This window comes from Thermococcus thermotolerans (assembly GCF_024707485.1).
Lineage (GTDB): Archaea > Methanobacteriota_B > Thermococci > Thermococcales > Thermococcaceae > Thermococcus > Thermococcus thermotolerans.
On sequence record NZ_CP102602.1, the window covers coordinates 469,858 to 495,354 of the forward strand.

Consider the following 25,497-nt stretch of genomic DNA (forward strand, 5'->3'; position numbering starts at 1 on the left):
TGATTTGTAATCTCATACTAAGAGCCTATGTCCACAAATCGTTTTTTGAATCTCTTCTAGTAATACCAAGTTGTTGTGATGCCTCCAATGCTCCCAATAGCTCCAAGGAGATTAAAAAACAAGATTAGACTCCATAGTGCTCCGCTCCTTCAGCCCCCGCTCAAAACCGGCATCACCTTGATCTCATCGCCGTCTGTAACCTCGGCGTCGCCCCTCGCGGGGTGGCCGTTTACCATGATTATCTTGTCGTGGAACTCGTCGTAGCGCGGAATGACCTCGCGGAGGATCTCATCAACAGTTTTTTTCCCTTCAATCCTGACCTGGAGCTCCCTTGCCTTTGCGAGATGAGCGAACGCACCCATCAGCCTTATCCTGACCACTGCTACCACCACCTGAAAATTGGGGGCTCCACGCTAAAAATCTGTCGAAGAGAATAATAAAAGGGGACTGAATCACTCCAGCCTGGTGACCTGCTCAAGCTCCGGAATGACCTCCTCAAGGCCGAGCTCCTTGAGGGTCTCCTTCTTCGGAACTCCGCGTTCGTCCCAGCCACGAAGCCTGTAGTACTCGCTGAGCAGGGCGTCGTATTTCTCCCTGTCAAGGTGCTGTCCCTTGTACGGCCCGCTCTTGAGGCCCTCGATGAACCACCTCTTCGGCGGGTAGTCCATGTGCCTGCCCCACTTCTCGCCGAGCTCTCTGACCCAGTAGGCCCTGATGAGGGCGTAGACCCTGTCCGCCGCTTTGTACAGGTCGTCCCAGGTGTACTTAACGCCGGTGATGGCTTCGAGAAGCTTCGGATAGTAGTCGAGGCTGAGGCCGACCTCAACCCATGGGAGCCTGCACGCGGTGAGCATCTCGAAGAGACCGCCCCTGAGGCGCTGGAGCTCGATGACCTTGGCGGCCTTCTCCGGGTCGTAGGTGATCTTGTACTCGACCTTCTTGGCCTGCTCTCCCTCGATCGGTGCGGTACCGATCTCCCAGGCGATGACCCAGGCCTCCTTGTGGTGGGCGCCGATGGAGCTGGTGGCGAATGCCAAGGCCATGGCCGGGTATATGTAGCTGTTGTAACCGCTGACCTCAAGTCCCTTGGAGTGCATGGCGAAGCTGTCGTCGCCGAGCTTTTCGGCCATCCTCATGACGCCTTCGGCGGCGAAGTTGCCAAGCTCGCCGCGCCTGAAGGCGATGTCCTCAACGAGCTGCTTCGCACCCTTGAAGTCTCCGAAGGTCGGGCCCTCCTTGAGGAGTCCCCTCTCAACGGCCTCCATCACAAAGCTTATTGAAACACCGAGGGATATTGTGTCAATTCCATACATGTCGGCGAGCCTGTTGAGAACCGAGACCTCGTTGAGCTTTCCAATGCCCAGGTTGGAGCCAAGGAGGGCCACGTTCTCATAGTCAAGCTCGCTCTCCTTTCCTTCAGCGTCGAGGACTACGTTTCCACACGGCATGTTACAGTAGGGACATCCCCTCTGCTTGACCTTCATTCCCTCCAGGGTGTAGCCGTCTATCGAGCGGGCGAACTCAAACGAACCGTCCTGGAAGTTCCTGGTCGGCAGTGCAGAGTTCTCGTTCGTCCACTCAATGGCCGCCATCGTCCCCTGCCTGTGCCAGAACGGATACGCTGGGGAGTTGAGTATTGCCTGGTAGGCTTCCCTTGAGAGCTCGCTCAGCTTCTTCTTGTCCGCGACCGGAATCTCCTTGGTGCCCCTTATGACGACGGCCTTGAGCTTCTTGCTGCCCATGACTGCACCCATACCGGGCCTTCCTGCTGCCCTTCCCTCCTGGGACATAACGACGGCATAGCGAACGAGGTTCTCTCCACCGGGGCCAATGCTGAGGATTCCGACGTTTTTGCCGTGTATCTTCTTGAGCTCCTCCTCGGTCTTGAATGTGTCGAGGCCCCAGAGGCCCTCGGCGCTCAGTATACTGACGTTGTCGTCCTCAATGTAGATGTAGACCGGCTTTTTGGCCCTGCCCTCGACAACTATCGCATCGTATCCGGCCTTCCTCAGGTGGACGGTTGCCATGGTGCCGAGGTTGCCGTCACCGTAGCCGCCGGTGAGTGGACTCTTGGCCGCAACTACGAGCTTGCCTCCGCTAGGGGTCGGGAGGCCGTTGAAAGGCCCGGCAGCAAAGACGAGCTTGTTGTCAGGGCCGAGAGGATCAACACCCTTGGCCTCGTTCCAGAGAATCCAGGCAGCTAAGCCCCTTCCGCCTATGAACTTCTTTGCTATCTCGGGAGAATACTCCTGCACCCGGACCTTATTGTTGGTCAGGTCAATCCTGAGAATCCGTCCCCACCATCCTTTCATTGCCATGTCAGAATCACCTCGAAAGATTTTCGGCTTGAAGGATATAAGGTCTTCGCAAAAGGAAGCGTTTCATACTCGACATGGAGTTAAGTTCATTTGTTAACTGCACTGCTCGCGGCGGTGCAGATATGTCCAAAGATTTATGTGCCCTGCCCTCAAAGATGCACCGGTGGACGGAATGAAAGAGGAGCTGAAGGCCTGCAAAAACTGTCGCTGGTTTGGTGCGATAGATTCGTACTTCCCAACGCAGGGGGTATGCAGAAGGCACATGAAAACTGTCCATATGAACTTTATATGCGACGACTGGGAACCCCTGTGGGGCTGGAGAGGGTAGGAACTTATTTTTTAAAAACCCTCACGTCAACGACGACGTGCCAGACACCGGGAGCGTAGCGCTTGATGACCAGCTCGTTGAGCTTCTCGGCCTCATAGCCGTGCTCTCTGGCTATATCCAGGAACGTCCTGAAAGGCTCATCCGGCATCAGCCTCTCGGGCACGGTGTTGTGGTAGTGGATTACGGCTTCATCCTTCGCTATGCTGAGGGCTTTAGGTATGAACTCGTGGGTTGTAACAACGTAGCCCATCAGAATCCTGTCGGCTATGTTCTCTCCGGGGAAGTCACGGTTGTCAATGTTGTAGGCCGTCATCCTGTCCTGAACCCGGTTCAGCTCAATGTTCTCAACGAGAAAGCGGAAGGTATACGGGCTCTTTTCTATTGCTATCACCCGGGCCTTTCCATGGACGGCTATCGGCAGGCTCAGGTGCCCTATTCCCGCGAACATGTCCACCACAAGTTCCCCTGGCTTCGCGACCTTTGCCATTCTAACGCGCTCCTTGACGTTGGCCGGGGAGAACATTATCCTTGCCACGTCGAGCTTGTATCTGATCCCGTTCTCGATGTGCACTGTTATCGTGTCTTTGCCGTAGAGAACCTCGTAGTTCGTCTCGCGGAACTCGCCACCTATGCGCCCCTTCCTGAGGACGGTCTTGACGCCGAGAACTTCCGCGTAGACCTCCGCTATGCGGTGCTTGTAGGGTTCGAGCTCGGGGCGGATGGGAAGAATCAGCACGTCCCCTATCCGGACCCAGTGCTTTGGGAGTATCTTCACAAGCTCCTCCGGGAGTTCCCTTGAGAGTATCTCCCTGATGCGGGGCTTTATCAGTTGCGTCTTCGTCATCGGGCTTACTCAGGCCGGAAACTTTAAAAAACCTTCTCCGGTCATTTCGGCAAAAAGCGATGAGAAATCCTTAAAAACCCAAAGGACGAATTTAAACCGAGAAATCCTCCGGAGGTCGATGAGGAGTATGGATGAGGAGCCTTCAAGTAGTTGGTTTTCCCGCCTGTTTAAGTCACGTGAAAAACCCGCCCTTCTTGAGCAGAAGCTGAGCCGTGAGGCATACGAGGACTACCGGCAGCTTCTAATGAAAGCCCGCCCAGAGGTGAACGGCTCGAAGCTCACCATCAGGCTCTCAAACGGAACCGTTGAGCTTGAGCATGGTGTCCTGCGCGTTAAAGCCCGGAACAGGAAGACCGCGGAAAAAATACTCCGCAACCTGCACCACTACGAGCAGCCGCCGAGCCTCTGGCCTGCTTACGGTCTGAGCTACTCGCTCAAGAGGAAGAAGGGCACCATACTCTGATTTCGCTCTCTCTATTCCGGCCTTCTTTCCCCAAAGATTTAAATGGTGGGTTAGTCTTAACTCTCCAAGCGGATGACGACCCTTGCCCAGTCTGATGGGTGATGACGTCGGTATTAGCTGACGCAGGGGCGGCGAGGTTCGCGGGCCGATGACCCGCCCCGTCTCTGGAGGGAATGGAATGGCGGCTAATGAGAATCACAACGAAAACGACGGGTTCATCGAGTTTTATGCCAGCGAGGCCTTAACCTGCCAGAGGAGGATATACTTCAGGCTGAAGGGCTATCCCGAGAGATGGCCGGAGTTCGTTAGAGTAAGGCTGAATCAGGGGATAAACACCCACAACGTTCTCGGGGAGATTCTGGAGAGACGGTTCGGTTTTGAGCTTGAGAAGCACATGATACTCCGCTCCAACCGGCTTGGTTTTGAGATACACGGAAGGGTCGATGCCATACGGGACTTCCCCATCGAGATAAAAGGAAAAACAAGCCTCCCGAAGAACCCCTACGACTACCACCTGGCCCAGCTCAACATATACCTCCGCTGGGCCGAGGCGGAGTACGGCTATCTCTACTACATCAAGCTCCACGAGGAGCCCATGAAGGTCATCAGCAGGATAGACTTCTCCCGTTTCCCCATCGTCAAGGGGCCGAACTTCAAGGCGTTTGAGGTTCCCTACGACGGCAAGCTCTTCAGGGAGACGCTGAAGCACTTCTACTCCGTCAAGCGTGCGTACGAGAAAGGAAAGCCCCCTGAGGGATGGAACAACTATACCTGCAGGTTCTGTCCGTACAGGTATCTGTGCTATCCGGATGGAGAGTGAAAGTGCCTGGTGTTGTTAATCACAAACTTTCGGGGAAAGTCTGTGGTTGCTAATCACAAACTTTAAGAAGTTCAAAGCCAAGTTCAAATCATGCGGGTTGAAGAGATTAAGAGAGTGCTGGTTTCTCAGAGGGAGGAGATGGAAGAGTTCATGAGAAGGGAACGGATAGTCCCAAGGGAGCCTGAAAATAGAGTTATAAACCTAATATCCTCAGGTGGAATACTTGCTATCCTGGGCGTCAGACGCTCCGGGAAATCTGTTCTCTCTTGGCGGGCAAGCGGGGAGAAAAAGCTCTACGTGAACTTCTTTGATGAGAGGTTATCCAATTTTAAGGCAAATGATTTTGAAAGGCTCTTGAACGCGGCGAGGCAGCTCTGGGGAGAGCCGGAGTTCATAGTCCTCGACGAGGTGCAGGAGATAACTGGATGGGAACGGTTCGTTTCGAGGTTGGGGCTGAATTATAAAGTCATAGTGACCGGTTCCTCATCGAGGCTCCTCTCGGGAGAGCTGGGAACGTATTTAACTGGGAGACATATTGACTTAACACTCTTTCCTTTCTCCTTCAGGGAGTTCCTGCGCTTCAGAGGCCTTGATCTGGAACCTGAATGGGTCTATTCCGACAGAACTGTATCCAGGGTAATTTCCATGCTCGAGGAGTACCTTGAGACTGGTGGATTCCCTGAGTCTGTCAGATTTGGAAAGGTTTATCTGTCACTTATATACAGGGACATAGTCGAAAGGGATGTGATGCTCAGGCATTCGGTGAGGCACAGAAGTGCCCTTAGGGAGCTGGCCAGATACCTTATGTCAAATTACTCCAGCGAGTTCACGTATTCCAGACTCGGATCATTGGTCGGCATCAGGGATGTCCACACCGTCAGAGATTACGTATCATACCTCGAAGAAGCCTATCTGCTCTTTCAGGTCAGGAGGTTCTCCTTCAAGCCAAAGGCTCAGCTCAATTCCCCCCGTAAAGTCTATCCCGTTGATGTGGGGCTCGCCAGAACTCTATCTATGAAAGCTCATCCGGAAAAGGGCAGGATAATTGAGCTTGCGGTATACCTTGAGCTGATGAGGAGAATGAGTTATTCCTTTACTCCCGGCGAGATTTTCTACTGGAGGGATGAGAAGGGTGAAGTTGACTTTATACTCAAACTCAACGGTGAGCTTCTCCCAATTCAAGTGACGTATCAACTGGATGGAAACACCGATAGGGAGATTGGGAACATAATTCGTGTGGCAAAATTGCTCAGGATCCAGAGAGGTTTGGTGGTCACGTGGGAAGATGAGGAAGAGATAACCTGGGAGGGGGTTAAAATAGACGTGGTCCCCCTCTGGAAGTTCCTCACAGTTTTCAATCCCCTCTAATCCTCCACTTCAGCCCCATATCTATTACCGCTTCTATTCCTTCCTCGTTGTAGAGCTGGGCTATAAAGGCCCTCAGCGGGACGAGGTTCAGTGCAAGCTTCTGGGGGGTGGGTTTCACCCCGTAGTGCTCCATAATCCGGAGGGCCAGCTCGTCGATGCTCATCGGTGTTCTGAGGAGTTCGGGTATGAGGCTCTCCACCTCTTCGACGCGCTCACGGTTGAAGTCGAGCAGTTCAATCGCCTCCTCACCCTTCACGGCCTTTCCATGGGAGGGTATGAGCAGGAAGCCTTTCTCTGCATAATTCTGTAATTCTTTAATTGAAGCTTTAAATAGTTCTGGATCGACGAGGTACGGAAGGCCGACGGCCTCTATCACCCTCTCACCGAAGAAAGAATCTCCCGCGTAGATGATGCCGTTCTCCTCGTCCAGAAAGCCCGTCATTCCCGGGGAGTGGCCGTTTAACTTGATGGCCTTTAAACCAAAGAGCACGTCTCCCCACTCGAAGACTGCGTGAACCTTAACCTCTTCCGAAAACTGGAAGACGAGGAATCCCTCCGGTGCCTTCGAGCCGAAGGTGAGAAGCTCCCTGTTGAGAGGGCTCTCGGCGATGGAGAACTCGAAGCGGTGGATGAAAAGCGGGGCATCTATCCGGGGCGCCACTGCCACATGGTCGGCATGTCCGTGGGTTGCGAGCTGGGCCTTTATCTCAAGCCCGAGCTTTCTGACCTCCCTCTTGAGGTCCTTGTGCCTCCCGCTTCCGTGACCGGGGTCAACGATGACCGCTCCCCCTTCGACCACCCTCACGAGGGTCGAGGGGCTTCCGGGATAAAGATACGCCGAATCACCCAGTTTCCTTAGCCCCATGATACCACCGGAGTGATTAGGGGGAGGAGGATAAAAGAGCATCGGAACCAAAGACTGAAAAAGAAGGGGAGAAATCAGACGTGCCTCGGGTAGAGGGTCTTCTTGCCCTCGTCCTTGGCCCTCTTGACGGCCTTCTCGATGAGAGCCTTGATCTCGGCCTCAAGGGCCTCGTAGAACTCTGGGTTAACCCTCATCTCGGGCTCTATAGCCTTAACGGCCTCCTTAACCTTGGACTTAACTATCAGCTCAGCCATTTCCACACACCTCCATCTCAGGCACCGCCCTCGGGCGGTTGCCAATTATTTTACCCCTCCGGGGTTTATAACCCTTCCTACGGTTGCTTGGGCGATGTCCGTCCCAACCCCTAATTCAGTGGTGCCCATTCGACGATATCTGCAAAAGGTTAAATTCCCTTAGGGAATAGAAGTTAACGGTGGTGTTATGGGAAAGGGAAGGCTCGTCCTGATCGACGGCGAGCATTACCCCGATGTCACCGCTTGGGCGGTGGAAAAGCTGGGTGATGTCTGCTGTGCCGTTTTTCTCGGCGGGAGCGAGAAGATTGGTAGCATTGATGAGATAGAGAGGAAGCTCGGTGTTAGGGTGTACTACGGTCACGATTACATTACGGCCCTGAGAAGGGCCCTGGAGGAGAACGGGATAACAGAGGTGGTGGATTTAAGCGATGAGCCCGTGCTTGACTATGAAGACCGCTTTAGGATAGCGTCTCTCTGCATGCTTTACGGCGTCCCTTACAGGGGGGCAGATTTCTACTTTACTCCCCGCAGGCTCAAAAGGACTCGAAAGCCCAGCCTGGCCGTTATCGGCACGGGAAAGAGAGTTGGAAAAACTGCAGTGAGCGGATTCATAGCGAGGACACTTAAGGAGATAGCCAGACCCGTGATAGTAACCATGGGACGTGGGGGCCCGGCTGAACCGGAGCTGATAGAGGGAGACAAGTTCGAGATAACCCCAGAGTTTCTCCTCAGGCTCGCCGAAAGCGGAAAGCATGCTGCCTCGGATCACTTTGAGGACGCACTAACTGCGAGGGTGACAACCATAGGTTGCCGTCGCTGTGGAGGAGGTATGGCTGGATTTTCCTTCTTTGACGTGATAGATGAGGGAATACGGCTGGCCGAGAGTCTCCCCAACGACCTCATAATCCTTGAGGGCAGCGGGGCAACTTTTCCCGCCTATCGCGCCGATGGCTACATCCTGATAACCAGCGCAAAGGGAAAGCTGGACTTCATCAGGGGCTACTTCGGCCCCTTCAGGGTGAGCCTCGCGGACATAGTGGTTGTCACCATGGCCGATTCGGTGAGCGAGGGACGCCTCAGGGCACTGAAGGAGGCTGTGAGGTCGATAAATCCTGACGCAGACGTTCACCTGACGACCCTGCGTTCGAGGCCCCTGGGAGACGTCTCGGGAAAAAGGCTCGGTCTCGTCATGACCTCCGGCGATGCCCTCCCGCGGGCTGGAGAATGGCTTGAGAAGCTGGGGGCGGAGATAGTGTGTGCCTCGGCCAACCTATCCAGAAGACAATTACTCCTGAAGGATCTGCAGGCCTTCAGAGGGATAGATGCGGTTGCGGTTGAACTCAAAGCTGCAGCCGTTGATGTTGTCACAAAATGGGCCTTGGAGAACGGAATAGAGGTAATCTATCTGGACAACGAGCCCGCTAACGTGGACGGGAAAGACCTGAGGGAGGCCATTCTTAAACTGGGACGTTCGATTCTGGAGGGAGGGAGATGATAATCGTCACCGACCCGGAGAGAAAGATACGTCTGCCCTTTTCGAGGGGCATTCTGACGCGCTCAATAACCCTCGCCGGCGTTGAGGTGGGTATAGCCTACATCATCGCGACGGAGGTTCAGAAGGAGCTCAACGAAGAGAGGCGCAAGCTTGTGACGACCGAGGAAATAAGAGAACTGACGTACAGGAAGCTCCTTGAGCACGGCCTCAGCGAAGCGGCGAAGCGCTACCTCTTCTGGCGCCAGCTCAGGAGGCTTAAGATACCCATAACCATACTCCTCGGAGGCGCAACGGGCGTCGGCAAATCGACGATAGCGACCGAGCTGGCCTTCCGCCTCGGTATAAGGAGCGTTATAGGCACGGATACGATAAGAGAGGTCATGAGGAAGATAATCGCCCCGGAACTGCTGCCCGATTTACATACATCATCGTTCCTTGCATGGAGGACGTTTCACAGCCCCCGGACCGGACGGTCTCCCCTAATAGACGGTTTTGAGAATCAGGTTCGGCACGTTTCGGTCGGCATAGCGGCTGTCCTAGAACGGGCATATAAAGAGGGCTTCAACGCAATAATCGAGGGCATTCACCTTGTCCCGGGCTACGTGGAGCTCAGGGAGAACAGCTTTATGTACGTGATAACGGTCAGCGGGAGAAAGGACTTGGAGGCCAGGTTCTACGAGAGAGCGCGCTATAGCAAGCGTCCGGCTGATTACTACTTGAAACACCTGGACGCGATAATCGAGATACAGGGATTTATCGTGGACAGGGCGAAGGAGCACGGAATCCCCATTATAAACAACGTCGAACTTGAAAAAACTGTCAATGAAATAATGGAGGATATAATGGGACGGCTCATGGAGAGGATGGAGGCGAAGATGAAAATCTAAAGGGTGCCTTTATCTTCCATATCCCCACCAGCCTTCCGGAGCCCCACGTTGCCTGAATCTCGAAGACAACAACCATGTCCCGGTAGACGTCTATCACGTTGAACGTGTTCCCGTACGGATTTCTATGGAGCTCCCAGCTTATGGAACCTGAATTGACGATGGGCGTTTTCTCGACTTTGAGCCCGAAAGAGTTGCCTCCGTGGCCGGTCAGCACGAGGTTCGCTTCCCTCTTTGTAATAACGCGAAGGACATCACCAGCATCCTCCAGGAATCCGACCTCTCTGCTTTTGGGTATGGGGACTATGTTGTGGTGCATGACTACGACGGTAAAGCTCTCCCTGTACTCTTCGAGGCGCACTGCGAGCTTTCTCTGGCCTATCCTTCCCACGACGCCTATGGGCGTCTCGTACTGAGCACTTATGACCGGGATGAACGTGAAGCCGCCCAGCTCCTTTATCTCCGGCTCACCGAAGTACTCAAGGAAGAGGTCGTAGCCCAGATAGGTTATGTCGTTGTGGCCCGGGACGATCAGCTTTTCCGCTTTTACCCTCTCATAGAACTCGTAGGCCTTCTCGTAGTAGCGCTCTATTCCCATATCCACGACGTCGCCACAGTGGATCACAATGTCCGGCTTCAGCTTTTCATTTATCGTCCTGATAGCGTTCTCCAGAACCTTTCTCCTGAAGTATATCCTGTCCGAGACGTTGCTCTCGCTCATCTGGATTATCCTGATGAGCCTTTTACCCTTTGGGACGAAGAGCTTTGGCTTCACGGGCCTGTGCTCTTTTACCACCTGCTCGCCTGTGACGCGCTTTATCCTCACCTCTATCCTTCCGTCATCGTAAAGTGTTATGACGTTGTAGCTGTTGACGTCGCCCTTGCGGGTTTTCCTGCAGGAGGTACAGCCCGCGTTGTCCACCACCATGTCCTCGATGCGGTAGACGTTGGGGACGTGTTTATGTCCGCAGGTGTAGAGGTTAACCTCGTGCCTGAGGAGGAGGTCAAGAACGTCACCTGCATTGAAGAGCACGTTCCTTTCCCTTCCCGTGTCCGGAAGGGGCACGAGGTGATGGTGTGAGGCCACTATCTTAAACTTCCTGTCCGAGTACTCCTCCAGCTTTTTCTTCAGCCATCTGAACTTGTGGCCGCCAACGCGGCCGTCGCTTAAGTCCGGAATCGTGGAGTCGACCCATATCACGACGCCGTCTTTGAACTCAAAGACTCCGTTCAGCGGTCCGATGAACCTTTCAAATAGCGTATAGCCGACGTTCCTGACATCGTGGTTGCCAGGAATGACAACCAGCGGCTTCTGGATTTTTCTGAGTTCATAGGCCGCCCTCTCGTACTCCTCCCTCAGTCCCTGGTTGGTGACATCTCCGGTGTGGATGACGAAGTCGAAGTCGGCCCTGTTTATTTCGTTGACTATGAGGTCGTAGGCGTACCCCTTGTAGGCACTCTCGCCCGTTATGTGGGTGTCGCTTATGTGGGCTATTCTTATCATGGCTATCACTCAGCCGCTATGGCTGTCTCAAGCCTTCTCCTGCTGGCGGTGAGGAGGTCGCTCAGGCTGAATATTCCGACTATCTCCCCATCCTCCTCGATGAGCATGTGCTTGATGCCCTTCTTTGCCATCAAATCCAGGACTTCCCTGAGTGGAGTGTTGGAGTCGACGCTTATCAGCTCCCCGCTCATTATTTCCCTCACGGGGGTTGTGTTGGGGAGCCCGGGGATCACGACCCTCCGTATAACGTCGCTCTTCGTGAAGAAGCCTATGACCTTGCCATTCTCCACGACGACAAGGGAACCTATGTCGAACTCCACCATGACCTCACAGGCCCGCCGTATGCTATCGTTTGGCTCAACGCCGATGAGCTTTCTCGTCATGTAGACTTTAATAGGGGCGTTTGTGTCCATCCCACCACCCAAAATAAAAATGGGGGAACATCGTATATAACGTTTCACAGGTGGACGGTCTCAACCTCAAATGTATCCTCGCGGATGCGCACGCAGAATGCCGTTTCGTTTGGAACCACCTCGTATTCCGCCGGATAGTAGAGCTCCAGGGTTGATGAGACCACCGCGAAGAGGTTCTCCCTTCTCAGGAGCAGAAGCTTGCCGTAGTCGTAGTTCAGGGAGTTCTCCATGTAGCTCTCACTCATCCTTGCCGTAATAAACGCGATGAAGTCTCCCCCCGAGCGGTGGAAGAGGGTCACGGTGTTGAAGAGGGACTTTGTGGTCTCCTCGATTGTCCTGTAGTGGACCAGCAGGTTGCTCAGGGTCGGGCTCTGGAGCCTTCTGCAGAGGTATGCTCCAAAGACGTAGGTGTCCGAGACGTTTTCAAGCTCCTTCTCATCGAGGTCGGCCAGCTCTATGATGCGGGACTTGTCAAGGTCGCCGTTGTGGAGGAGCCAGAATGTAAAGCCGTGCCTTGAGGAGAATGCAAAGGGCTGGACGTTGAAGAGGCTCTTAACGCCCTGAGACGCCGCCCGGGAGTGCACCATAAGCGTCACAAAACCTGTGAGCTCATCCCGCAGGGCCTTCACAGCTTCGGCGTCCTCGAATATGGGCCTCATCGACCGGTAGTGCCTCACGGTTCCATCTTTCAGGAGCACGTAGCCCCAGCCGTCGCGGTGTTGCTTTCCCCTCCCGCGTTTTTCCTTGTACGGGTCATTTTCAGATGCTTTGACTATCGCGTCAAGGAGAGGGACGATTTCTCTACCCTCCCCGGTGGCGAAGAGTATTCGACACATGTTTTTCACCGAGGGTTAATTCTCGGGTGTCCCCAAAAGCTTTTAGGTCTCGGAGAGTAAGAAACCCCATGCTGCTGAGGGAGATTAAACGAAGGGCACTGGATATAATAGACGAGGACTTCCGGTTAATCGACTTCTCCTTTGCACTTCCGTACAGCTACGTTCTCATCGAAGGGAAGCGCGGTTTAGCGCTGGGCGTGGCCATGACACTGCCCGAAGAGGTTGGCAGGTATCAAAACTCAATCAAAGAACCCTCACTGGAGGGATTTATCCACAAGGCAGACAGCCTCAACGTGATCGAAAGGACCCTTGGGGTTGCCGCCATAAACGCCCTTTCCCAGTACCTCCTGAATGTATCAAACGCCCCGAAGGGAGATGTTGTTGAACTTCTGGAGGATGATGTTGAAAAGGTCGCGGTCATTGGAAACATGCCCCCGGTTGTTTCGAGCCTTCGTGAGAGGGGATTCGAGGTTCTGGTTTTTGAGCGGAATCCCAAGCTCTGGGACAGAGAAACATTAAGCGATGCCCTTGAGTACTGGCTCCTTCCGGAGGTGGATGCCCTCATAGTCAGCGGCTCGGCAGTAGTCAACGGAACCCTCGACATGATGCTGGACAGGGCGAAGAGGGCCAAGCTATTTGTCCTTACCGGCCCAAGTGCCCAGCTCCTCCCGGATTTCCTGAGGGGCACAGGAGTAACACACCTTGCATCGATGAACGTTGTGGACGTCAAGTCTGCCCTCGTGAGGCTCAAACTCGGCTCCTTCAGGGGTTTTGAGGCGGGGAGCAGAAAGTACGTTCTGGAGGTATGAGCATGGAGGAGCTCAGGGAAGCCGTGCTCAACGTTCTCAGGAAGGTGCGCGCTCACAGGAGCCTCTACGTCAGGAACGAAGAGGCAGTAAAACAGCACCTCATCGGTGAGATTTTTCAGGCGCTCGGCTGGGACTGGAACAACCCGGAGGAGGTTCGGCCGGAGGAGAGAACCGAGGATGGAAGGGCCGACTACGCCCTTATCCTGGACGGAGAGGTCTTTGCCTACGTCGAGGCAAAGAACATGGGTGTGAACATCTTGAAAAGGGACGAGCCGCTCCGCCAGCTGGCTAGGTACTGCTTCAACTCCGGTGTTGGGTACGGGATTCTCACGAATGGCACGGTCTGGATAGTGGTCAAGGCATTTGAGCAGGGGTCCCGCCTCTGGGACAGGGTTCTGGTTGCTGTAAACATTGAGGAGGAGCCCCCCGAGAGGGCTGTTCTCAAGCTCTCCCTGCTCTCCAAATCAAAGATAAGGAACATTGAGAGGCTTTCTTCCCTGTTCAAGGCGCTGGAGCTGAGCTTTGAGGGGCTGAGGAGGGAGGGTTATTCGGAAAAGACCCTCGTTGAGTATCTGACCTCCCGCGAGGGCTCCACGACGATCCCTGTGGGGGGACTCCGGGGGGACGAAGAGCCCAAGGCGGCTTACGTATATGATAACGGCTGGAAGCTCCTGCCCCTACCAGAGAATAGCATCAAAGGCGTTCTCCTTGCGGTTCTGCTGTACATGGAGAAGAAATCGTCGGGTTACCAGCGGGAGGAGATAAGAAAGGCCTACGAGCACCTCAGAACGCTTAGGCTAGACCCAAAAACGGCCCTGGAGATACTCCGGAAGCTTGAGGAAGAGGAAAGGCTGAGAATAGCCGTGGAGCTTTAGACGACCTTCCAGAGCTCGTCGCTTTCGGGCCTCTCAAGAGGCCTCTCCCTTCCATTCTCGACGATTACCTTTACACCCGGGTCTTCCACGAACTCACCTATGACTGCGGCGTTTATGCCCTTCCTCCTCAGGGCATTGACGACTGCATCGACCCTTTCTTTGGGTGCGGCTATCATCAGGGTTCCGGAGCTTATCAGTGCCAGCGGGTCCAGGTTGTAGAACCCGCATATCTTCAGAGTCTCTTCCCTGATGGGAATCCTCTCCCGGTAAACGCGGAAGCCTATCCCTGCGGCATCCGCCATCTCGTGGAGCCCGTTGGCTATGCCTCCTTCCGTCGGGTCGTGCATGGCATGGACGCCGACCTCGTTGGCCGTGAGTGCATCTTCCACAACGCTTATCATCTCGATGAAAGACCTGGCTTTTTCCACGAACTCCCTACCGAAGGCCCTCTCCAGCTCTCCGCTTCTCTCGCTGGCTATTATCGACGTCCCCTCAAGGCCGGCCCATTTGGTGACGATAATGGCATCCCCCGGCTTGGCTCCATTGGAGGTTACGAGCTTCTCCCTCTCAACCTCCCCGAGCATCGTTCCTACCACTATCGGCCTCTCCAGGCCGGGAGTTACCTCGGTGTGACCGCCGACTATGGCAACCCCGAGCTTCGATGCACTCTCGTGGAGCTCGCGCATTATCTCTGTGAGGAGACTCTCATCGGCGCCCTCTGGGAGGAGTATGCTCACCAGAAACCACTTTGGTTTCGCTCCAAACGTAGCTACGTCGTTGGCGTTAATATGGACTGCGTAGAAGCCTATCCCCTTTTCAGCCCCCGTTATCGGGTCTGTCGATGCCACGAGAATGGAAGAACCGAAATCAATGGCGGCGGCATCTATGCCCAGGTCGGCGCCGATTATAACCCTCTCCCCTCTAGCCCCGAGATGGTTAAAAACCAGCTCCCTGAGCTTCTCCGGAGGGATTTTACCTGGAGGCAGCATTTCAGACTTCCTCAAGCTTCTTCTTGACTTCCTCGGTGTGTCTCTTGGTCTCCTCCAGTGTGTTCCTCAGCTGGGCGAGCTCAAGTTTGAGCTCCCCGAGTGTCTTGTTCATCTGATAGAAGGCGAAGACCATTATTGCGATCAGAATGAGCCCGAGGGTTATGCTTATCCACCCGCTCGGGGTCGATGCGTATGGCATTATCACACCTCCTTAAGGTTCTTTATAGTCTCATTATCAACGACGAACTTAAACGGCTTTGCCCGGTAGTACTTCTTTGCCCTGGGGTCGTTGGGCTCCAGACGGAGCTCGCTCTCGACTAGGTTGGCCTTTTCAAGCTTTTTGAGATGGAGGTAGAGCAACTGGCGGGAAATGCCGAGTGTCTTGGCCAGTTCATAAACGTACCACTCCTTTTCGCAGAGCATTTTGAGTATCTTTACCCTAACAGGGGAACTCAGGGCCTCTGCAATCACTGTTATTTCCTGTATGCTCTCGACCATCTCGCATCACTCTTGGCCTTCCATAGGACAGCGGACTCTTACATAGGTTGGATGGAGAAAATAAAAAGCTTTCGAATCAGCGCTTCAGGAGGGCGTAAAGCAGGGCACCAAGGAGCACGAGGGGGAGCAGCAGTAGAGCAATGCGGGCGAAGAGAATGAATATGGCAAATATTCCAAAGCCCCACCACATCCACCAGAGTCCTCTTCTTCCAAAGCCGGGGCGCGTTATTGGGCCTCCAAACCCTCTTGGCATAGTCATCCCTCCAGGTAGAGCCAGCCAACAACGCTCTCGCCGCAGTCCAGCGTCACCTTTATCCCAAACGGGGTCTGGTAGGCACTCCCAATGGAGAGCTTCTCCAAGGAGCAACCTCCAACAACTTTTCCGATGTAGTTTCCGTGCTCATCAACGAGCTTGAGGACAGTTCCGCGTGATGTCTCGTACCTCTCAACGATCACGCGCCCGAGAAGTTCCAGCGCGTCGTCCCTCACCTCGTCAACATCGATCTCTTCAACGGGAAACTCACCAAACTCAACGAAGTGCCAGGCTTTAGCTTCCATCACCAACCCTCCTCTTTGTAAATAGGAATAAAAAGAAAGCTTCAGATAGGCATTCCAATCCTCTGGGCGAGCCCGTTCATCCACGCCCAGGCGTGCCTGAAGGCGCTGGTTATACCCGCCACAATGCCCCCTTCCTGCATTCCTCCCGCCTGTCCGTGGGCGGCCATCATGCCGTGACCTCCGTATCCGTGACTGGGTGTCGTGCCGATAACGCTCTGGTAGTAGTCCTCACTCACAACCTGCGGCTCGTAGGTCACCCCGTAGGCCTCAAGCTGGCCCGTGAAGGCCCTGAGGTGGTTCTCACTGCCAGCCATGAGGTTCTCATAGACGAGTTTTATGTCCTCGTTGTCGGTCTGGGCTATCCTCTCCTGGAGATCCACTATGTCGGTCTCCTCTATCAGTGCCCCAACCTTGAGGGCATCGACAACGCTCCCGCCCCCCATCTCGATGAGCCGGTCGTAGAGGGCCTGCAGGTCGGGGTTAGTAAAGACCCCTATCTCATCGCTGGCCGGATCGGTGAGGTTGTACTTCTCCAGCAGACTCAGCACGGCGTCCATGTGCTTCTGCTCGCTCTGGGCGATGTTGTAAAACACCTGAAGGCCGTAGGTTTCGTATATCGTTAGGTAGACGTCCCTTGCGAGCTTTTCCTCCTCGCGCATGTAAAGCAGTCCATCAATCTCCTCCTGACTCAGGTCTGAGTAGTAAGTGTCAAGGACACTGTTCGTCGCTGGAGCGGTTGTTTGGGATGCGTACGGGTTCGGCCCTGGAGTTCCCATGTACGCTGAAACCGCCCCAATGGACATTCCCACCAGCAGGGCTATCAGCCCAATTCCAAACCACATCTTTCTCCTGGTCTCAACCTCCTACATGTGTAAGCTCAATATTACATATGTGCGAGGTCTTATAAAGTTTTCGGTTAGAAGAGCCAGAAGGAATTGCCCGATCCAAACTATAAAAAGAAATGAGGAGGGATTTTACGGCCTTCCGTGTCTGCCATGGGCGGGGAACACCATGCGCTCTCTAAACTTGCCCCTGCCGTTGGCATAGAGCTCAAGGAGCTTTTCCCTTATCTGTTGCATTATTGAATCTATGGCATCGTAGTCGCGGTTCTTTATGGCCTCCTTGAGCTGGTCTACCAACGCCTGGAGCTCGGTGGTGTTAAGCCCAGTCTTTTCCATTATCATGATCTGCCTCTCAAGCCTCCAGACGTACATCTCTGCCCTCATAGTCATGTTGGTCTGTATTTCTACGCTCCATCTGTCAGAGGCCATCCTGATGACGAACTCGGCATGGGCCTTCGCCGCTATGGCCTGTCCGTACGCCTTACCATACCTGCCCATCTCGTAGGCATCCTTGGCGTTCTCCAGTTCTTTTTCAGCGAGGTTCAGCATCCTTGTGGCGAGCCGCTCCTCGGGTGGGCTTAGAGTCACATTCTCCAGCATCTCCTTGGCTGTCGCTATTCTCTCCTCACTCGCGTTGATGGCCTCAAGTGCTGTCTCGGCAGTTATGTTGACCTCCATCTCGGTGCAGTTGCAGTTCATCTTTTCCCTCAGCTGTTCCCTTATGTGGAGCATCACTTTGCTCATAACCGGGGTCTGCACGATGGTTACGTTGGCGTTCCTTACCTGAAGCTTCAGCATGAGCTTGGTTATGTTTGAGGTGTCGTTGACGAAGGCTATCATGGCCTTTCTGCGAACTGCCATCCTGAGAGCGGCCCTGATGGCTGCGCTGTCGTTTCCGGGGGCTATTATCACGCTGTTGTTGAACATGAGTTTGAATTTGAGTTTTGCCTGTTCCATTACCATGATGTTGGTTTCGTATCTGTTCTGGCCTCCCCAGCGTTCGACTGTAATCCCAAGCTCTTGAAGGTCAGTCACGTACTGCTCAACCACGGCATCGGGTCCTCCGATTATTATCACCTCATCCGGAGCGTAACTCATGATCTCGGCAGTGACGTTCGGGTCATAGACGCCCCATGTAGTCGTGACTATCACGGCCCCAGTTACGTTAGCCAAATACTCAGCAATGGCGCAGTCAGCCTCGTTGTCGCTCACCAGAATCACAGTCACTGAAGTGCCCTCGGCCGCTACCTTCCCGAAGGACAGTGTGGTTGCCACGAGCATCAAACCAAAGAGCAATGCAACACCTTTTTTCCACATCATGGCCCTTCACCTCAATGTTCTCTATGAGAAAAGCAATATTTAAGCTTTTTTCACGAAATCGTGTGCTTAAATTCATTCTTGTTTACTGAAGCGGCTTTTCCTACCTTTTTTCGATTTTTACCGTTAAACAACGTTATTCACCGTTTATTTGCGTTTAAGGGAGAGTTTGAGGAGAGAATATAAAAAATCGAATTTCCAGAAAAGAATTGTGATTGAATAAAGGGAGATACTCCCTTTACACCTGCTCCAGTATCTTCTCCACATCGCTGGTCTCGTTCATCAGCTCAAGGGCGGTGGCGTTTATCTCCCTCATCTCCCAGAGCAGGGAGTTGAGGCTCTTGGTGAGGCTGTACATCGAGGTGGCCACCACTGCGAGGAGGACGAGCCAGAGGGCTATGCTCAGATATGCCACATATCCCGGTGTCTCGGCGTAGATGTACTGAGAGAAATACGGCCCCATCAGCTTTCACCCCCTTCCGCTGTTTCCGACGTGCTGTTGGCTTCAGCATTGCTTATTCCAAGGAGCTTTTCAATGGCCGAAGCCAGCTCTTCCTTGAAAACCTCGCGATCCAGTCCGTTGTTGGCCTCTATGACCTCAAGCAGCTCGTCGGTCTTGGCCTCAATGCCGTAGTCCTTCTTCAGCACCCCTGCCAGCTCATCGGCCGAGACGCCGTAGATGTCCGCCAGCTGCCGGAGGGTGTACGTCTTCAGCATTGAGCCGGTTATCTCCACGTATGTGTATGTTGTGTCGTTGGTCTCGCTCGGGAGATAGGCGACATAATCGGTGCTCTCCGTTGAGTCTTCCTCCGTGAAGTACGCCTTGTACGCCTGGAATCCGCCGAGGACGAGCCCCATGGTGAGCAGAAAAGCCACCGCTGGCTTCCACCTGCTCTGCCTGAAGCCCATCCTGAGCATGGTGAGCATGCTTCTGAAGCCTATTATCAGGTGCGCCGCTATAAGTCCTATCATGGCAAAGCCCATGTACGTGTGCACGTTTGTCCATGTATCTTTGTCCAGCCCCAGAAACGTCCATCCTATCGTGTCCGCTATCCTCCCCGATGGTGCCAGGTAGAGGGCTATCCCGGACACGGCGAGTATTACAAACACTATGGTGAGGACGAGGTCTATTGTGCCCCTCAGCCATGCTGGAGCCGTCCACCTTCCCATCACCGGCACCTCCCGCGGCATTTTATCCTGTAGAGCTTTCCGGCGATTGCGTCGAACCTAATCACACTATCACCAACATATGTATGTTTTATCTTACATATGCTAGCTTAGCTTAAAAAGATTTCGGATGCACCGGCGCTTACATGAAACTAGGAAAAGACCATCAGAAAAGCGAAAAATATGAAAAATACCACGGGATGCCTCATGCCGAGACGTAGTAGTACTCGCCCCTCTCCTTCTGCTCCCTGTCCTTCACGGAGCCTTCCTTGTTTGCCCTCGGTCTTCCCGTCTCCGGGTCCCTTCTGAAGGTTATTCCAACGGAGGCAAGGAAGCGGTTCATGCCTTCCCTCATCCCCATCGGGGGCAGAGCTTTTCCGCTCCTTCCGGGTTCACCCTCGAAGACTATGAGCCTGTCGCTGAGGTAGTCCACCATCATGACATCGTGCTCGACTATGAGGGCGGTCTTTTCGTTCTTTGCCATGAGTGAGCGTATTGCCTTTGAGACGGCCAGCCTCTGCTCGACGTCGAGGTGTGCTGATGGCTCGTCGAGGAGGTACAGATCAGCGTCGCGAATCAGGCAGGCCGTTATGGCAATGCGCTGGAGCTCTCCACCGCTCAGCTCGTCCAGTTTTTTGTCGTAGAGGTCGGGAATGCCGAGGGGGTTCAGGAGTTCGGTCTTGTAGAAGCTGTTCATCAGCTTCCCCGCGTCTATTTTGCTCAACAGTTCGAAGACCGTTCCCTCGTAGTCCACCTTGATGTACTGGGGCTTGTAGCTTACTGTGAGCGTCCAGTCCACCTCGCCCTCCGTTGGCTTCTCCACCCCGGCGAGCATCTTGACGAAGGTGGTCTTACCTATCCCGTTGGGGCCCACTATGCCAATCACCTCACCGACGTAGAGGGTTCCGCCCTCGGCCTCAAGTCTGAAGCCCCCGTAGTCCTTTACCAGCCTCGGATACTCGACCAGTATCTCGCCATCCTGGCTCTTCCTCTCGCTCTTCTTGGTGAAGCTGACTTCATACGGCCTGAAGCGAACGTTCTCGTCGCGGAGATAGCCGCGCAGGAATTCGTTTATGCCGTTGCGCGTGCTCTTGGGCTGGGAGAATATACCGTACGCTCCGGGCTTGCCGTAGACCACGTGAATTATGTCGCTCATGTAGTCGAGGATCGCTAGGTCGTGCTCAACGGTCAGGACGGCCTTTCCGGAGTCGGCAAGTTTGCGGATTATCCTTGCCACCCTGAGGCGCTGCCTTATGTCGAGGTAGCTTGAGGGCTCGTCGAAGAAGTAGAAATGTGCATCCCTGAGCATCGCGGCCGCAATGGCAACCCTCTGAAGCTCACCACCGGAGAGGTGCCTTATATCCCTGTCAAGGACGTTCTCAAGCTCAAGCTCCTTCACAACTTCCTCAAACCTGCCCGCCTCGTCAGCCTTCTTCAGCAGGTCCCTAACTCTACCCTTGACCGCCTTGGGGATTAAGTCCACGTACTGGGGCTTGACGACGGGCCTTATCTCGCCTTTCTTCAGTCTCTCGAAGTAGTTTTGAAGCTCGTTGCCGCGGAATGTCCTTATGACAGCGTCCCAATCCTCGTTGTCGCCGCAGAGATTCGGGACTATCTGACCCGAAAGAACCTTAACGGCGGTAGTCTTACCCGTTCCGTTCGGCCCAAGGATTCCGACGACCATACCGTCCTTGACGACCGGCAGGCGGTACAGTACAAAGGCGTTGACGCCGTAGCGGTGGACGCAGCCCTCTTCGAGCTCCTCCGGAAGGTTCACAATCGTTATTGCGTTGAATGGGCACTTGTGGACGCAGATTCCACAGCCGGTACAGCTCGCTTCCTGAATTACGGGGCGGTAGTTCTCCTCGTCTATGATTATCGCCTCTCCCCCCATTCGATTGACGGGACAAACGCGCTCACACAGGAAGTGCCCGCACTTATCGGGGTTGCACCTGTCGTAATCGATGACCGCTATCCTCATCACTCACCACCGACTTAGCCTACCGAAAGCCCTTTTAAAGGGTTGCGGGTTGGTTCCTTCTTATCCGGCAGTCCAAGTCGTTCCCCTCGCCATCTCACAGCTCTTCAAAACGTCATGTTTCGACGGCAGGTGCCCGCTACTTTTTTTAGCCATCCAACCGAACTTATCTCCATGTCGCTCTTCGAGACGCTCAAACCCCTCAAGTCGGAGATAGCGAGGGTTCACGTTTTTCCGCCCAAGGAAGGCGAGTTCTCCGATTTTCGGTTCAACAACCCCGAGATAAACGAGCTCCTCAACGAGCTGGGCTTCACCCTCTACCACCATCAGGTTGAGGCGCTGGAGAAGCTCTACTCCGGGAAGAACATCGTTGTAACAACCCCGACCGCCAGCGGCAAGAGCGAGATATTCCGGCTGGCCATTTTCGATTCCTACCTCTCCGACCCCCGCGCGACTTACCTGCTCATATACCCCACGAGGGCCCTCATAAACAACCAGCTTGAAAAGTTCTCCATCCAGAACCTCGTCTTCTACCGCCTCACCGGAAAGCTCGTGAGCGCGAGAATCCTGACAGGCGATGTCCCGTGGGAGGAGAGGAGAACTTTAATCCGCGAGAAGCCGAGGGTTATCTTTACAACGCCGGACATGCTCCACTACAACATTCTGCGTCGCTGGAGGGACTACGAGTGGCTCCTCAGAAACCTCCGCTACCTGGTCGTTGATGAGCTCCACGTTTACAGGGGCGTCTTCGGGAGCAACTTCGCGTACCTCTTCCGCCGCCTTGACTTCAGGCTGAAGAGGCTTGGAGCAAAGCCCCGGATCATAGCGCTCTCGGCAACCCTGAGGAACCCCCGGGAGTTTGCCGAGAATCTCTTCAGGAGGAGGTTCAGTGCAATAAGCCACGCTACCAACCCCTTTCCGAGGAGATACCTCGTCCTCTTCGAGCCGAGGAATCTGGACGAGAGGCAGCTCCTTCGGGCGGCCGTTGAGAGGCTCGCCGGGGAGAAGGTTAAGACGCTGGTCTTCTTCGACAGCCGTAGGGGGGCCGAAAAGCTCCTTCGCTTCCTCCTCGGTTCAAAGGTTTTCTCGAAGGTGACTACCTATAAGGGAACCCTGCCCAAGAACGTCCGCTGGGAGATAGAGCGGGACTTCAAGGAGGGCAAGCTGCTCGTTCTCCTAACGACCAACGCCCTTGAGCTCGGCATAGACATCGGTGACCTCGATGCCGTCATCAACTACGGAATTCCCCCGGACGGGCTCTTCTCGCTGATTCAGCGCTTTGGCCGGGCCGGGAGAAAAACGGAAAGGGAAGCCTTGAACGCCGTAGTCCTCAGGAAGAACGGGCTCGACTACTACTACCGGGAGCACTTTGAGGAGCTCATCGGGAGGCTTGAGCGTGGAATAATCGAGTACATGCCGGTTAACCTGGAGAACGAGCGCATAGCCGAGAAGCACATCCACTACCTTCTCACCGAGCTGGGAATAATCGACTGGGACGAGCTTGACGAGTTCGAGAGGAAGATTGCAGAGAGGCTCGTCATCGAGCGGAAGGCCGACCTCCGGAAGAACCCCATCACAGGGAAGCTGGAGCTCCGCCTCAGGAAGCCGGCCTTCAGCTACTCTTCCCTGAGAACGGCGAGCGACGAGACCTTTTTCCTCGTTAGGGACGAGCCGTGGATGCGGGGCAGGCTGATGGAGAAGTCTTCACTCAGGGAGTTGCTCAACTTCATCAACTGGCTCAAGCTCAAGGGATACATAATCGAGGAGGTAGATTCCGACGAGTACCACCGCTCGCTCCTCCCGGGAATGGCCTACTTCTCACGGGGAGAGCTTTACATGGCCGGGGACAGGCTCTCCCTCGGAAAGTTCCACTTCGTCTTCGCAAGGGGACTTAACCGCTTCTGGGACGTGGAGACCTTCGTGGCCAAGAGGGAGGAAGTCGAGATACTGGAGAGCAGGGAGGAGAAAACCCACCGGGGAGTGGAGATACACCTCGGCAGGCTGAGGGTCAGGCATGTCTATACAGGTTTCGCCGTCAAAGGGGCAGACACCGGGAACTACGTCAAGGAGCTTCTGAAGTTGAGGGAGAGTGAAATCCTCAGGGCCGAGATATACTCCCCGATGACCGGCGAGAGTGTGGATGTGGAGGAGGACTTCTCGATCCTCAACTGGGAGAAGTTCGCGAAGGTGAAGTTCGAGGAGCCCTACGTCCGGGAGTTCGAGACGGAGGGAATATGGCTCGTCTTTCCGGACTCGATAAGGGAAGTTACGAGCGAGGAATTCAGGGAGTTCTTCGAGGTCGCGAGGGAGAAAGGCTTTGAAGACATCGCTTTCACCCTCTACAGCAACCTTGACAGGAGGAAGCTCTTCCCCCTCTACCTAGGGACGACGACCCACATTATAAGGAAAACCATAGGTGATGCCCTCCAGAGGCTCGGAATCAGCGACGGGGAGCTGGCCTTTGCGATAAAGAAGATGGTTGACAGCAAGGACGGAATCGGCTCCGCTTTGCATGCGATAGAGCACAACATGATAAAGATCGCCCCCATCTTCACCTACGTGGATTCAAGGGAGCTAGGCGGCTACAGCTACGCGAGCTTCCCGGGCTTACCCCACGTCGGAAGGCCGGTCGTGTTCATCTACGACGGCAACGAAGGGGGGAGTGGCCTGGCTCCCATACTCTACGAGAACGCCGAAAGGCTGATGAAGAAGAGCCTTGAGTATCTCCGTTCATGCTCCTGTAAGGACGGCTGTCCTGTGTGCACGCTCTCCCCGAAGTGCGGCACCTTCAACGAGTTTTTAGACAAGTGGGCCGCGATAAGGGTCTGGGAGAGGATTTTGGAAGGGTCTCCCTCTGGGAGCAGGGATGACTGACTTGGATTTTTACATGGGATGTAATTTACATGGTATGTAAAAACTCAGAGGCTCCCCTCAAACGAACTCATGAAGAGCCTCCTCAGCCTTATCCTCCCCCTCGTCCTCTCCCTCAAAAGCTCCATCAGATTTTCCGCCTCGCCCTTTCTCGTCTCAACTGTGAAGGTTACCAGCTCGCCGTACTCCTCCCCAACGATCCTCCCTCCGGAATTCTTAACGGTATCTCTGACGAGGTGAAAGAGGCTGTAGGGGAATGTAACCTGGAAGCGCTCCGTCTCGCAAACCTCGACTATACCCGCGTTTTCGATGGCTAAACTTGCCGCATCGCTGTAAGCCTTAACCAGACCGCCGTAGCCCAGCTTTATGCCGCCAAAGTAGCGGGTAACAACGACTACAACGTTGCTCAAACCTTTGTTCTGGATAACCTTGAGCACAGGTTTTCCAGCAGAGCCTTTTGGCTCCCCGTCGTCATCATAGCGAATCGCGAAGTTCTTTCCGTCGTTGATGAGGTAGGCTGAAACGTTGTGGGTCGCGTCGCTGTGATGGGCCTTGATTTTCCCTATGAACTCCTTGGCTTCGTCCTCAGTCTTTGCCGGCGAGGCGTAGCCTATGAAGACGGACTTCTTGATCACCAGCTCCGCCGTTCCGATTTTCTTCAGCGTTTTGTAGTCCATAGCTCACCCTCTGAGCGTCGCTATGAGTTTCTTCTCATCGAGGAGCATCGCCATAACATCCTTAACGTCCCTCACCACCACGTCGCTCGCCAAAAGGGCATCTATGCTCGCTCCCTCCGGCCCTATCACGCAGAAAGCCAGCTCTGCCCCCTCAAGCATTGCCACGTCGTTGTTGCCGTTGCCGACCGCGGCATAGGGTTTGTAGCCCTCGGCTATCCTGGCCTTCTCAGTGCCGCTGGAAACTCTCTCGATCCTCACTGGAAGGCCCCTCAGCTCTTCCTCCAGGGTTCCAAAGGTATCTGCGCTCAGAACGACGACCGTGTATCTGTCTGCAAGCCTTTCAAGGAGATGTTTAACTTCCTCCTCTACTCTTCCGCTCTCCCCTAGGGTTCCGTTGAGGTCAAAGAGAACAGCCTGGAATTCGACCCTGCCGTAGTTTGGTATCTCCATGCTCTCACCGGTGATAATTGGGTGCAAGGTTTTTAAGGGTTGGAGTCCAAGGCGGTAGTGTATCCAAGAGCGAG

General features: G+C 54.4%; 28 protein-coding genes. 8 read left to right on the forward strand and 20 right to left on the reverse strand.

What is annotated here, in order from left to right; translation table 11 throughout:
- Nucleotides 1-149: 149 nt before the first annotated feature.
- From NUS69_RS02730 to taw2, 3 genes are all read right to left on the reverse strand, one after another.
- A complete protein-coding gene (locus NUS69_RS02730; protein ID WP_258084897.1) occupies nucleotides 150-380 on the reverse strand; it encodes a MoaD/ThiS family protein in 231 nt (76 codons plus the stop codon).
- Nucleotides 381-452: 72 nt separating this feature from the next.
- Nucleotides 453-2,312, reverse strand: coding sequence for a tungsten-containing formaldehyde ferredoxin oxidoreductase (for, locus tag NUS69_RS02735; RefSeq protein ID WP_258084898.1), 1,860 nt, complete (start codon nucleotides 2,310-2,312; stop codon nucleotides 453-455).
- A gap of 338 nt (nucleotides 2,313-2,650) precedes the next feature.
- Complete coding sequence (taw2, locus tag NUS69_RS02740; protein ID WP_258084322.1) at nucleotides 2,651-3,490, reverse strand: tRNA(Phe) (4-demethylwyosine(37)-C(7)) aminocarboxypropyltransferase Taw2; 840 nt, start codon at nucleotides 3,488-3,490, stop codon at nucleotides 2,651-2,653.
- A gap of 127 nt (nucleotides 3,491-3,617) precedes the next feature.
- On the opposite strand from taw2, the gene NUS69_RS02745 reads away from it, so the two are divergent.
- The 3 genes from NUS69_RS02745 to NUS69_RS02755 all read left to right on the forward strand — a co-directional run bounded on the left by NUS69_RS02745 (nucleotide 3,618) and on the right by NUS69_RS02755 (nucleotide 6,141).
- Complete coding sequence (locus NUS69_RS02745; RefSeq protein ID WP_258084899.1) at nucleotides 3,618-3,953, forward strand: PIN domain-containing protein; 336 nt, start codon at nucleotides 3,618-3,620, stop codon at nucleotides 3,951-3,953.
- A 178-nt stretch (nucleotides 3,954-4,131) separates the two neighbouring features.
- The gene (gene cas4 / locus NUS69_RS02750) at nucleotides 4,132-4,773 is read left to right on the forward strand and encodes a CRISPR-associated protein Cas4 (protein WP_258084323.1); all 642 of its coding nucleotides are present in this window, start codon (nucleotides 4,132-4,134) and stop codon (nucleotides 4,771-4,773) included.
- Between the two features lie 90 nt (nucleotides 4,774-4,863).
- Nucleotides 4,864-6,141 (forward strand): ATP-binding protein, encoded by a 1,278-nt coding sequence (locus NUS69_RS02755; protein WP_258084324.1) that lies wholly within the window; start codon nucleotides 4,864-4,866, stop codon nucleotides 6,139-6,141.
- Here NUS69_RS02755 and NUS69_RS02760 read toward each other — a convergent pair.
- On the reverse strand, nucleotides 6,128-7,006 hold the full coding sequence (locus NUS69_RS02760; protein WP_258084325.1) for an MBL fold metallo-hydrolase: 879 nt from the start codon (nucleotides 7,004-7,006) through the stop codon (nucleotides 6,128-6,130). The genes NUS69_RS02755 and NUS69_RS02760 overlap by 14 nt on opposite strands.
- 74 nt (nucleotides 7,007-7,080) lie before the next feature.
- Nucleotides 7,081-7,260, reverse strand: a complete 180-nt coding sequence (locus tag NUS69_RS02765) for a hypothetical protein (RefSeq protein WP_055429436.1) — start codon at nucleotides 7,258-7,260, stop codon at nucleotides 7,081-7,083.
- A gap of 187 nt (nucleotides 7,261-7,447) precedes the next feature.
- Here NUS69_RS02765 and NUS69_RS02770 point away from each other — a divergent pair, with 187 nt between their 5' ends.
- Nucleotides 7,448-8,755 carry a 2,3-diphosphoglycerate synthetase gene (locus NUS69_RS02770; protein WP_258084326.1) on the forward strand — a complete coding sequence of 436 codons (1,308 nt, stop codon included), beginning with the start codon at nucleotides 7,448-7,450 and terminating at the stop codon, nucleotides 8,753-8,755.
- Nucleotides 8,752-9,642 carry a 2-phosphoglycerate kinase gene (locus NUS69_RS02775; RefSeq protein WP_258084327.1) on the forward strand — a complete coding sequence of 297 codons (891 nt, stop codon included), beginning with the start codon at nucleotides 8,752-8,754 and terminating at the stop codon, nucleotides 9,640-9,642. Before NUS69_RS02770 ends, NUS69_RS02775 begins: the two co-directional genes overlap by 4 nt.
- Here NUS69_RS02775 and NUS69_RS02780 read toward each other — a convergent pair.
- From NUS69_RS02780 to NUS69_RS02790, 3 genes are read right to left on the reverse strand one after another with little or no spacing between them, the layout of a single operon-like run.
- Nucleotides 9,608-11,143 (reverse strand): metallophosphoesterase family protein, encoded by a 1,536-nt coding sequence (locus NUS69_RS02780; protein WP_258084328.1) that lies wholly within the window; start codon nucleotides 11,141-11,143, stop codon nucleotides 9,608-9,610. The two genes, NUS69_RS02775 and NUS69_RS02780, sit on opposite strands and share 35 nt — an antisense overlap.
- Nucleotides 11,144-11,148: 5 nt before the next feature.
- Nucleotides 11,149-11,556 (reverse strand): CBS domain-containing protein, encoded by a 408-nt coding sequence (locus tag NUS69_RS02785; RefSeq protein ID WP_258084329.1) that lies wholly within the window; start codon nucleotides 11,554-11,556, stop codon nucleotides 11,149-11,151.
- 44 nt (nucleotides 11,557-11,600) lie between these two features.
- Nucleotides 11,601-12,392 (reverse strand): class II glutamine amidotransferase, encoded by a 792-nt coding sequence (locus tag NUS69_RS02790; protein WP_258084330.1) that lies wholly within the window; start codon nucleotides 12,390-12,392, stop codon nucleotides 11,601-11,603.
- A 68-nt stretch (nucleotides 12,393-12,460) separates the two neighbouring features.
- Here NUS69_RS02790 and NUS69_RS02795 point away from each other — a divergent pair, with 68 nt between their 5' ends.
- Together NUS69_RS02795 and NUS69_RS02800 are read left to right on the forward strand one after the other, a co-directional pair.
- Complete coding sequence (locus NUS69_RS02795; RefSeq protein ID WP_258084331.1) at nucleotides 12,461-13,201, forward strand: Rossmann-like domain-containing protein; 741 nt, start codon at nucleotides 12,461-12,463, stop codon at nucleotides 13,199-13,201.
- A 2-nt stretch (nucleotides 13,202-13,203) separates the two neighbouring features.
- The gene (locus tag NUS69_RS02800; RefSeq protein WP_258084332.1) at nucleotides 13,204-14,076 is read left to right on the forward strand and encodes a type I restriction endonuclease; all 873 of its coding nucleotides are present in this window, start codon (nucleotides 13,204-13,206) and stop codon (nucleotides 14,074-14,076) included.
- Here the strand turns inward: NUS69_RS02800 and NUS69_RS02805 are convergent.
- From NUS69_RS02805 to NUS69_RS02850, 10 genes are all read right to left on the reverse strand, one after another.
- On the reverse strand, nucleotides 14,073-15,065 hold the full coding sequence (locus NUS69_RS02805; protein ID WP_258084333.1) for an AIR synthase family protein: 993 nt from the start codon (nucleotides 15,063-15,065) through the stop codon (nucleotides 14,073-14,075). The genes NUS69_RS02800 and NUS69_RS02805 overlap by 4 nt on opposite strands.
- Before the next feature lies 1 nt (nucleotide 15,066).
- Complete coding sequence (locus tag NUS69_RS02810; protein ID WP_258084334.1) at nucleotides 15,067-15,264, reverse strand: hypothetical protein; 198 nt, start codon at nucleotides 15,262-15,264, stop codon at nucleotides 15,067-15,069.
- 2 nt (nucleotides 15,265-15,266) lie between these two features.
- Nucleotides 15,267-15,563: an ArsR/SmtB family transcription factor gene (locus NUS69_RS02815; protein ID WP_258084335.1), complete on the reverse strand. Its 297-nt coding sequence runs from the start codon at nucleotides 15,561-15,563 to the stop codon at nucleotides 15,267-15,269.
- Between the two features lie 76 nt (nucleotides 15,564-15,639).
- Complete coding sequence (locus NUS69_RS02820; protein ID WP_258084336.1) at nucleotides 15,640-15,822, reverse strand: hypothetical protein; 183 nt, start codon at nucleotides 15,820-15,822, stop codon at nucleotides 15,640-15,642.
- A complete protein-coding gene (locus tag NUS69_RS02825) occupies nucleotides 15,819-16,121 on the reverse strand; it encodes a hypothetical protein (RefSeq protein ID WP_258084900.1) in 303 nt (100 codons plus the stop codon). Before NUS69_RS02825 ends, NUS69_RS02820 begins: the two co-directional genes overlap by 4 nt.
- A gap of 41 nt (nucleotides 16,122-16,162) precedes the next feature.
- Complete coding sequence (locus NUS69_RS02830; RefSeq protein ID WP_258084337.1) at nucleotides 16,163-16,963, reverse strand: DUF2202 domain-containing protein; 801 nt, start codon at nucleotides 16,961-16,963, stop codon at nucleotides 16,163-16,165.
- A 132-nt stretch (nucleotides 16,964-17,095) separates the two neighbouring features.
- The gene (locus NUS69_RS02835; protein ID WP_258084338.1) at nucleotides 17,096-18,283 is read right to left on the reverse strand and encodes a hypothetical protein; all 1,188 of its coding nucleotides are present in this window, start codon (nucleotides 18,281-18,283) and stop codon (nucleotides 17,096-17,098) included.
- Nucleotides 18,284-18,518: 235 nt separating this feature from the next.
- Nucleotides 18,519-18,743, reverse strand: a complete 225-nt coding sequence (locus NUS69_RS02840; RefSeq protein ID WP_258084339.1) for a hypothetical protein — start codon at nucleotides 18,741-18,743, stop codon at nucleotides 18,519-18,521.
- Complete coding sequence (locus NUS69_RS02845) at nucleotides 18,743-19,450, reverse strand: DUF4405 domain-containing protein (protein WP_258084340.1); 708 nt, start codon at nucleotides 19,448-19,450, stop codon at nucleotides 18,743-18,745. Before NUS69_RS02845 ends, NUS69_RS02840 begins: the two co-directional genes overlap by 1 nt.
- A 202-nt stretch (nucleotides 19,451-19,652) precedes the next feature.
- Nucleotides 19,653-21,428: a ribosome biogenesis/translation initiation ATPase RLI gene (locus NUS69_RS02850; RefSeq protein WP_258084341.1), complete on the reverse strand. Its 1,776-nt coding sequence runs from the start codon at nucleotides 21,426-21,428 to the stop codon at nucleotides 19,653-19,655.
- Between the two features lie 171 nt (nucleotides 21,429-21,599).
- Here NUS69_RS02850 and NUS69_RS02855 point away from each other — a divergent pair, with 171 nt between their 5' ends.
- Nucleotides 21,600-24,299 (forward strand): DEAD/DEAH box helicase, encoded by a 2,700-nt coding sequence (locus NUS69_RS02855; protein ID WP_258084342.1) that lies wholly within the window; start codon nucleotides 21,600-21,602, stop codon nucleotides 24,297-24,299.
- Between the two features lie 44 nt (nucleotides 24,300-24,343).
- On the opposite strand, the gene NUS69_RS02860 is transcribed toward NUS69_RS02855, so the two are convergent.
- Nucleotides 24,344-24,973 (reverse strand): YigZ family protein, encoded by a 630-nt coding sequence (locus NUS69_RS02860; protein ID WP_258084343.1) that lies wholly within the window; start codon nucleotides 24,971-24,973, stop codon nucleotides 24,344-24,346.
- Between the two features lie 3 nt (nucleotides 24,974-24,976).
- Entirely contained in the window at nucleotides 24,977-25,423 is a 447-nt protein-coding gene (locus NUS69_RS02865) for an HAD family hydrolase (protein WP_258084901.1), read from the reverse strand.
- Nucleotides 25,424-25,497: the final 74 nt, after the last annotated feature.